Genomic DNA, 904 nt, shown 5'->3' with positions numbered 1-904 from the left:
GATCCAGGGGATCAGCGAGCCGCCCAGCGGCACGCCAAAGTTGGCCACCTCGTGGGGCGACAGCGTGCGCTGCTTCTCGGCCAACAGGCGGTCGATGTCGAGGATGGCGCTCTTGGGGTCGTCCAGCAGCGGCTTGACCGAAGCGTTCAGCGTGCCGTACTGGGTCAGCAGTTCGCGCATGTGCTGGGCACCGCCGCCGGAAGCGGCCTGGTAGGTCTGGGTGGACATCCACTCAACGAGGCCAGCCTTGTACAGCGCGCCCACGCCCATCAGCATGCAGCTGACGGTGCAGTTGCCGCCGATCCAGTTCTTGCCGCCGTTGCTCAGCGCCTGGTCGATGACCGGGCGGTTGACAGGGTCCAGGATGATGACGGCGTCATCGGCCATGCGCAGGGTCGAGGCGGCGTCGATCCAGTGGCCGGCCCAACCTGCGGCACGCAGCTTGGGGTAGACCTCGGTCGTGTAGTCGCCGCCCTGGGCGGTGATGATGATGTCGCAGCGCTTGAGCTGTTCGATGTCGAAGGCGTTCTGCAGCGACTTCTCGTTCTTGGCCTGGGCCGGGGCAGCGCCGCCGGCGTTGGACGTCGAGAAGAACAGCGGCTCGATCAGGTCGAAATCGCGTTCAGTGGTCATGCGCTCCATGAGCACCGAGCCCACCATGCCGCGCCAGCCTACGAGGCCTACCAAGGTCGTCATCATCATTCCTTTGCTTCACCAAACCCCATCCACTTTGGGCCCCGGCTCGTTCGCCGGGTTTGGTGGGGCGAGACGAGACGGAGCTTTAGCTCTTGATGGTTTTCGTGGTCGTAATGGCTTTGACGACTGCGTCGCCCATCTCGATGGTTGTGACCTTCGAGGTGCCTTCGGACCAGATGTCGGCAGTGCGCAAGCCCTGGGCCAGCAC

The 904-nt window shown here is 64.5% G+C and carries 1 protein-coding gene and 1 pseudogene; both read right to left on the bottom strand.

Features of this window, described 5'->3' with window-relative positions; translation table 11 throughout:
- The coding region (locus ACXJKR_RS33640; protein ID WP_457326560.1) for an aspartate-semialdehyde dehydrogenase at nt 1-696 on the bottom strand (696 nt) is incomplete at its 3' end.
- Between the two features lie 85 nt (nt 697-781).
- Nucleotides 782-904, bottom strand: a pseudogene (locus tag ACXJKR_RS33635) (3-isopropylmalate dehydrogenase); the annotation flags it as partial.

The organism is Roseateles sp. P5_E11 (genome assembly GCF_054049355.1).
The sequence above is the reverse complement of the archived record's forward strand: the minus strand, read 5'-3'. Positions and strand labels throughout refer to the sequence as shown.